Annotated in this window: 6 protein-coding genes; 3 read left to right on the top strand and 3 right to left on the bottom strand. The window is 66.1% G+C overall.

The window, feature by feature from the left end; genetic code table 11:
- Positions 1-148 precede the first annotated feature (148 nt).
- Positions 149-1,642: a flavin-containing monooxygenase gene (locus ACFC4D_RS33140; protein ID WP_376069032.1), complete on the bottom strand. Its 1,494-nt coding sequence runs from the start codon at positions 1,640-1,642 to the stop codon at positions 149-151.
- Positions 1,643-1,700: 58 nt separating this feature from the next.
- Here ACFC4D_RS33140 and ACFC4D_RS33135 point away from each other — a divergent pair, with 58 nt between their 5' ends.
- A complete protein-coding gene (locus ACFC4D_RS33135) occupies positions 1,701-2,372 on the top strand; it encodes a TetR/AcrR family transcriptional regulator (protein WP_375953566.1) in 672 nt (223 codons plus the stop codon).
- Between the two features lie 88 nt (positions 2,373-2,460).
- Positions 2,461-3,012 (top strand): DivIVA domain-containing protein, encoded by a 552-nt coding sequence (locus ACFC4D_RS33130; RefSeq protein ID WP_376069029.1) that lies wholly within the window; start codon positions 2,461-2,463, stop codon positions 3,010-3,012.
- Position 3,013: 1 nt separating this feature from the next.
- On the opposite strand, the gene ACFC4D_RS33125 is transcribed toward ACFC4D_RS33130, so the two are convergent.
- Together ACFC4D_RS33125 and ACFC4D_RS33120 are read right to left on the bottom strand one after the other, a co-directional pair.
- Positions 3,014-4,264: a hypothetical protein gene (locus ACFC4D_RS33125; RefSeq protein WP_376069027.1), complete on the bottom strand. Its 1,251-nt coding sequence runs from the start codon at positions 4,262-4,264 to the stop codon at positions 3,014-3,016.
- A gap of 108 nt (positions 4,265-4,372) precedes the next feature.
- Positions 4,373-4,756 carry a VOC family protein gene (locus ACFC4D_RS33120; RefSeq protein ID WP_376069024.1) on the bottom strand — a complete coding sequence of 128 codons (384 nt, stop codon included), beginning with the start codon at positions 4,754-4,756 and terminating at the stop codon, positions 4,373-4,375.
- A gap of 93 nt (positions 4,757-4,849) precedes the next feature.
- Between ACFC4D_RS33120 and ACFC4D_RS33115 the strand changes: the two genes are divergently transcribed.
- Positions 4,850-6,340: a phospholipase D-like domain-containing protein gene (locus tag ACFC4D_RS33115; RefSeq protein ID WP_376069022.1), complete on the top strand. Its 1,491-nt coding sequence runs from the start codon at positions 4,850-4,852 to the stop codon at positions 6,338-6,340.
- Positions 6,341-6,358: the final 18 nt, after the last annotated feature.

Here is a 6,358-nt window from a genome sequence, read left to right as displayed (position 1 = left end):
TCCCTCGGGGGCCCCGGTTTCTTCTTGTGCAATTCGCCCCCATGCCTTCAAATCCCCCGGTGGTCGTGCCACGGGCCCCGGCGGCCGGCCCCCCCCCCCCGCCCCCGCGTCTCCGTACCGGACCTACCCGGCACGGAGTTCACCGGGCTCAGGCCGAACGGGTGCCGTAGGTGTAATCGTCCAGCGGGAAGGTCGACGCCTCCCGGTGCGCGTTCAATGTGCTGGTGGGACGCAGCAGCGCGGCCTCACCGTGCTGGTTGAAGTAGTAGCTGCGCGCGGTGGAGCACTGACCGCCGTAGAACACCGAGGAGTCCAGTTTGTCGGTGACGCGATCGAGGAAGCCGGTATTGGCGTGCTCGGTGACCTCGAAGACCTCTTCGCCGCGACGCTGCATCTCACCGAACAGCCGGCCCATATGCTTCATCTGGGCCTCGATGGTGGTGAAGTAGGACAGACCGCTGTACGAGTACGGGCTGTTCAGGCTGACGAAGTTCGGGAACTTCGGCACGGTGACGCCCTCGTACGCCTGGAAACGGTTGTCGCGCCAGAACTTTCCGAGGTTGACTCCGTCGCGGCCGATGATCTCGATGGCCGGGAAGTTCACATCCCATAGGTTGAAGCCGGTGGCCAGGATCAGGGTGTCGATCTCGGTCTTATGGCCGTCGGCGGTGACGATGCCGTCCGGTTCGATGTGATCGATGGAGTTGGTCTCCAGGCGCACATGCGGTTCGTTGAAGGTCTTGAAGTACAGGTTGGAGAAGGTGGGGCGCTTGCAGCCGAAATCGTAATCGGGGGTGAGCTTCTTCCGGGTTTCCGGATCCTTCACCGAGGTGCGCAAATGCGCCTTGGCCAGCGCCGCGGCGGCCTTGTTGAGCGGCTTGGCCTGCTTGTAGTGCAGCACGCCCACGACCATGAGCGCTTCCAGCATGGAGGTGTTCACCATGCGAGCGGCCTTCTGCGTGAACGGAACTCGCGCGAACAGCGATTGCACCGGCTTGGGGATGGCGGTGTCGACCTTGGGCACCACCCAGATCGGGGTGCGCTGGAAGACGGTGAGCGCCCGCGCCTTCTTGGCGACCTCCGGAATCAACTGCACGGCGGTGGCGCCGGTGCCGATGATGGCGGCCTTGGTATCGGTCAGGTCGAAATCGTTCTCCCACCGCGTGGTGTGAATGATCTTGCCCGCGAAGGTGTCGATGCCCGGGAACGGCGGGGTGTACGGCTGGGACAGGAAGCCGGTCGCGGCCATCAGGTAACGCGCGGTGAGGGATTCGCCGTTCTCGATGGCGACCACCCAGTGCTGCTGTTCCTCATCCCAGCGCGCGCCCCCGACGACCGTGTCGAAGCGCATGCGGCGGCGCAGGTCGTATTTGTCGGCGACGTGTTCGGCGTACTTCTTGAGCTCCGCGCCGGGCGCGAACAGGCGCGACCAATTCGGGTTGGGCTCGAAAGAATAGGAGTAGGTGACCGAGGCGATGTCCACCGCCAGGCCCGGATAGTGATTGACGTGCCAGGTGCCGCCGAGGTCGTCCTCGCGCTCCAGGATCACGAAATTGCTCAGGCCGAGCCGATCCAGCTCGATGCCCGCGCCCATCCCGCCGAAACCCGCACCGACCACGATCGCGTCGTACTGAGGTGCCACGACGAACCTCCCTGTAAAACTGCGGCCCATAGACCGTATGTGACCCGGATGTCACGGAATGACATCTCATTCCGTTTGTGAACACCGTATCATCGGGGTCGTGACGAAGCCATCCTCGAGAATCGAACGGCGTAAGGCCGAACTCCGCCAGGAGATCATCGATACCGCGTTCGCCTGCTTCGCCGATAAGGGCTACCACGCCACCGGCATCGCCGATATCGCCGCTGAGCTGGGTATCGGGCATGGCACGTTCTACCGGTACTTCGCGAATAAGCGCGACATCATCGATCACGTCATCGATGATCTGGCGGCCCGCATCATCGAGGCGCTGGGCACCGATAACGCACCCGATGCGGCCGAGAGCCTGGAGGAGTACCGGGCGCAGTTGGAGCGCATCGGCAGCGCGCTCAACGATATTTTCCTGGCGGACGCGCGGGTGGCGCAGCTGCTGCTGTTCCAGGCCACCGGCATCGATACCGAATTGACCATGCGGTTGTACGGTCTGCTCGATACGGCCGACGCGCTGACCACGGCCTATCTGGAACACGGTGTGGAACAGGGGTATTTGCGCGCGGATCTGGATACCGTCAACACCTCGCGGGCGGTAACCGGCATGCTGCTGGCCGCGATCCTGCACGGATTGCGCCAGCCGCAACCCTCCGCGGCGGCCACCGCCGATCTCACCCAGGCGATTCGACGGTTGATCATCGACGGCGTGCGCAAGGACTGAGCCGCGGTCCGGACCCGAGGTTTCCGACAAAGCGGATCCGCAAGGGGCGGCGGCGATTCGGACATGAGCACATTGGCACAATGACCGCGTGACTCCCGAGGACGTTCGCCGCAGACACTTCGGCACAGCACCGTTCGGGCACCACGGCTATCACCCCGGCCAGGTGGACGCCTTCTGCGCGCGCATCGCCGACACCATGTCCGGCCATGATCATTTGAGCGCCGCCGATATCCGGCTGGTGGAGTTCGACGGGCCGCCGTTCGGGCATCGCGGGTACGACATCGACCAGGTCGACGAATTCCTCGATCAGATCTGCCTGGAACTCGAGTATCTGCGGCGCGGGCATCCGCTCATCGCGGTACGGCAGCAGGAGGATCCGCTCACCCACGACGATGTGCTGCGCATGCGGTTCTCCGCGCCGCCGTTCGGACTATCGGGCTATGCCGCGGAGGAAGTGGGAGCGTTCCTGGACCGGCTCGCGGCGACCCTGGCGCATGACGGTCCCAACGGTCTGACGGCGGAGGATGTGCGCCACACCAGGTTTCACACCGCCTCCCCCGGTACCGCCGCCTATCACCGCGAAGAGGTCGACGCCTTCCTCGACCTCGTCTCGCAGCAATTGGCCAAGGCCACCAGCTGATTCAGTTCCGCGCGCGGGCGTATTCCGGAAAGCGTTCGCGCAGTGCGAGATCGAACGCGGTGGCGCGGGCATGGGAATCGAACGCGCCGAACGGATCGCGCAGGCGGCGGAACGGGCGCAGGTACCAGCCCATCAGATCGGCGGCCTGGACCGGGGAATCGTGCAGCAGACACCAGACGACCGCGGCGCGTAATCGGGCGGCGTTGAACCGCATTCCCTTGTCGCGCAGGCGAGCCGAGTCCAGGAATGCCTGCGCGTCGGGCCACTGCGCCAGCCAGGGCGCGACCGGTCCGCGCACATAGCCCATGAACCATTCCACCGCCTTGTCGAAGTCGGCCCCGCGCCCGAGCAGGAACCCGTGCCCCGGATCCCAGCCCCGATCGCTCCCGGCGAAACCGAGATCGTCGATGTCCCCGAATCGGCGATCATCGCCTTCTTCCCGGTCCAGCCACGCGGTGTCGGGTAGCTCGGCCACCAACCGGCCCACCTCGGCATCGAAAAGCACCGCGTAGCCGTCGATTTCGACATCGCCGAACCGGCTGCGCCGAATATGCGCCGCCACCGCCGCGGTGATTCCGGGGACCGCCGTATCCCTGGTGAACCAGCAGCGCCAATCGTCGAGGGGATCGACGGCGGTGAAACCGGCCGCGGTCAGGGCGGCGGTCAGCCGCTCGGTGACCCCGCTGAGCAGTTCCGCGGTGACGGGCGATTCGAGTGTTTCGAAGGGCTCCACGGTGTCATCGGGCGCTGCCGTCGCGGAGTCCGCGGCCGAAGTCTCAGCGGTGGCGAGGGGCGAATCGTAGCTGTAGCCCACCAGCTCCTCGGCCAGGAACATGGGCAGATCGAACGGGCTGGCCGCGGCGGCCGCGCACCGGCGGCGGGCCGAATCGTATTGCGGTGGAAGCTCACCGCTCACCCGTAGCTCACCGTCATCGATATACGGATCGAAGGCCACCAGCCACCGCTGCGCCCCGTCGACCCACCCTTCGATGGAGGCACATCCGGCGAGCTCCTCCACCTCGAGCGAAATCACCTCACACCCCACCGAGAGCCGAGGCAGATCCGCGATCTCCTCGATCTCCTCATAACCCCCCTCCGCCACCACGAGATACCACCCGCCCCGCCCCATCGCCCCCGAATACGGCGGCGCCGCAACAGCACTCCGCTCCCCCGTCCGCCGCAACCCCAGCGCCCCGCACACCTCATCCGACGTCCTGCCGCGCACCGCGACCCAGCCGACCGACTCTCCCATAGCTTTCCCTCCCCGATAACACTGTCCCTGACAACGTATCGAGGAAGCCCGACATACGCCCGCGCTCAGTAGTTCCTCACGAATCGAGACCCCGCTCGGCAGTGCTGCTCACGTGAGCGGATCCACCCGGCCGCGCAGGAGGCAGAATTCGTTGCCTTCCGGGTCGGTGAGGACGTGCCAGGAGACATCGGGGCCCTGGCCGATGTCGGCGAGTTTCGCACCGGCGGCGAGGATGCGTTCGAGTTCCTCGGCTTGGTCGCGGTCGGTGGGGCTCACGTCCAGGTGCAGGGGGAGTTTGCCGCGGCGGGGGTCGGTGGTGGGGCTGAACAGGATGGTGGGGTGGGGGCCGCCGGAGGTCGCGCCGGGTGGGCCGATTTCCAGGGTGCCGTCGTCCCAGCCGAGTTCGGTGTAGCCCAGGACTTCGCACCAGAAGTCGGCCAGGCGCTGGGGGTCGGTGCAGTCGATGACCAGTTCGGTGATTCTGCAAGCCATGGTGGGGACGCTAGCGCAGAGGATTCGGCGCAGTAGGGTGAATTGTCCGTCTGTGCGGGCGGGTGGGTGGCTGGACGAGAGAGCTGAGTGCGTATGAGTGACGAGTCGCGAATCCTCGTTCCCGGTGAAACCTGCTGGCAGATAGCGCAAGCCGAGCGGCTGGCGTGCATTGTCGATGCGGCGGACTACTTTCGCCACGCCAAGTCGGCGATGTTGCAGGCGCGCAAGCGGATTGTGCTGATCGGCTGGGATTTCGACACCCGGATCAAGTTCGAACCGCAGGGCGCGACCCTCGACGGGCCGAATCGGCTGGGCGAGTTCCTGTCCTGGCTGCCGCGCGAGCGCCCGGATCTCGACATCTACCTGCTGAAATGGAATATCGGAGCGTTCGCGGCGATCACCCGCGGGATGACGCCGGTCTTCGTGCTGAATTGGCTGACCGATAAGCGACTGCACTTCGAGATCGACGGCGCGCATCCGATCGGATCGGCGCACCACCAGAAGATCGTGGTGATCGATGACGCGCTCGCGTTCTGCGGCGGCATCGATATGACCGTCGACCGCTGGGATACCGGCGATCACCGCGATGACAACCACTACCGCACCGAACCCAGCGGCAACCGCTACGGACCGTGGCATGACGCGACCACCGCCGTAGACGGCGACGCAGCGCGAGCGATCGGCGAATTGGCCAGGGCCCGTTGGAAATCCGCGACGGGTCAGGAACTGGACCCGGTCGACCCACTGGACGGGGACGCCCCCTGGCCGGAAGGTTTGCCGCCGACCATGCGATCGGTGCAGGTGGGTATCGCCCGGACCCTCCCCGAACTCGCCGACCGCACCGAAGTCCGTGAGATCGAGGCGCTGTACCTGGCGGCGATCGCGGGCGCGACCCGCTCGCTCTACATCGAGAGCCAGTACCTGGCCTCGCGCACCCTCGCCGAGGCGATCGCCGCCCGTCTGCGCGAGCCGAACGGCCCGGAGATAGTGCTGGTCATCCCCCGCAATGCCGACGGCTGGCTGGAACAGCAGGCGATGGACGGCGCGCGCCGCCGCCTGCTGCATCTGCTGTGGCGGGCCGATACCCACAACCGCCTGGGCGTCTACTACCCCGTCACCGAGGGCGACGCACCGATCTACGTGCACGCCAAGGTTCTCGTGATGGATGATCGCCTGCTCCGCGTCGGCTCCTCCAACCTCAACAACCGATCGATGGGTTTCGACACCGAATGCGATCTCGCCGTCGAGGTCACCCCCGAGACGGCCGATGCCGAACAGCTGCGCGACACCATCCTCGGCATGCGCCGCCGACTGCTCTGCGAACACCTCGACACCGATACGGCGACATTCGACGCCACCCTGGCCGAGACATCCTCACTGCTGCGCACCGTGGAGGCGCTCCGCGGCCCCGGGCGCACGCTGAAACGATTCGAACCCGAGACCGTCGAGCATGAGGACAGTCCCCTCGCGGAGAACGAACTCATGGATCCCGAGCGCACCCCGCCCAGCCTGTGGGACCGGATCCTCCCGAACCGGGATCTACGCCGCGCGTGGTCACTGCGAGCCGGTCAATCCTCGCAGTGACCCGTTACCGGCGCTGAC

The organism is Nocardia sp. NPDC056000 (assembly GCF_042269265.1).
Taxonomy (GTDB): Bacteria; Actinomycetota; Actinomycetes; order Mycobacteriales; family Mycobacteriaceae; genus Nocardia.
Note: the sequence above shows the minus strand (reverse complement) of the source record. Positions and strands in the feature narration are given on the sequence as shown.

Excerpts from the sequence above, each read along its gene's own strand:
- ACFC4D_RS33115 (WP_376069022.1), top strand. The coding sequence starts at position 4,850 with ATGAGTGACGAGTCGCGAATCCTCGTTCCCGGTGAAACCTGCTGGCAG.
- ACFC4D_RS33120 (WP_376069024.1), bottom strand. The coding sequence starts at position 4,756 with ATGGCTTGCAGAATCACCGAACTGGTCATCGACTGCACCGACCCCCAG.
- ACFC4D_RS33125 (WP_376069027.1), bottom strand. The coding sequence starts at position 4,264 with ATGGGAGAGTCGGTCGGCTGGGTCGCGGTGCGCGGCAGGACGTCGGAT.
- ACFC4D_RS33135 (WP_375953566.1), top strand. The coding sequence starts at position 1,701 with ATGACATCTCATTCCGTTTGTGAACACCGTATCATCGGGGTCGTGACG.